This window comes from Flavobacterium orientale (assembly GCF_014638005.1).
GTDB classification, from domain to species: Bacteria; Bacteroidota; Bacteroidia; order Flavobacteriales; family Flavobacteriaceae; genus Flavobacterium; species Flavobacterium orientale.
Genome location: NZ_BMFG01000053.1, coordinates 1 through 504, shown reverse-complemented (window position 1 = coordinate 504; position 504 = coordinate 1). Strand labels below are relative to the sequence as shown.

General features: G+C 45.2%; 1 protein-coding gene. It reads right to left on the bottom strand.

The genetic code is table 11. The annotated features are described in order from the left end of the window. Window positions 1-504: IS256 family transposase (locus tag IEV15_RS14610; RefSeq protein ID WP_188363270.1), on the bottom strand; the 504-nt coding region annotated here is incomplete at both ends.

Sequence of the window (504 nt, the reverse complement as noted above, 5' to 3'; positions counted from 1 at the left end):
TGGAATTGCGTATCTGATGGACAATACAGAGCTGCACAGAACTCTCAGGAAATACGCTTTGGATGGCATCTGGGAAGCCTTTGAGACCATCAATACAACAAATCAAGATGTCTCGAACACCACGGTTCTGAAGATCCGTAAGAACTTCTAGCCAGAAGTTAGCTCCTTCACTCTTAGACACATACATACCTAACAGTTCTTTTTGGCCTTCCTTGTTGATACCAAGAATGTTGTAAATGGCTCGTGTGACAGCTCTGCCATTCTCATCCTTTACCTTATAATGGATAGCATCAAGCCAGCAAATGGCATATACAGGATCGAGCATGCGAGACTTCCAGGCGGTGATTTCGGGTAATACACGGTCTGTTATAGAGCTGATAGTATCGGCTGATAGAGTTGTGTTGAACTCACGCTCAAAGTAGCTGCTGATGTCACGTGTGCTGGTGCCCATGGCGTACATCTCAATAATCTGGTCTGCCATGCCATTGGCAAGAATAGTCTCAC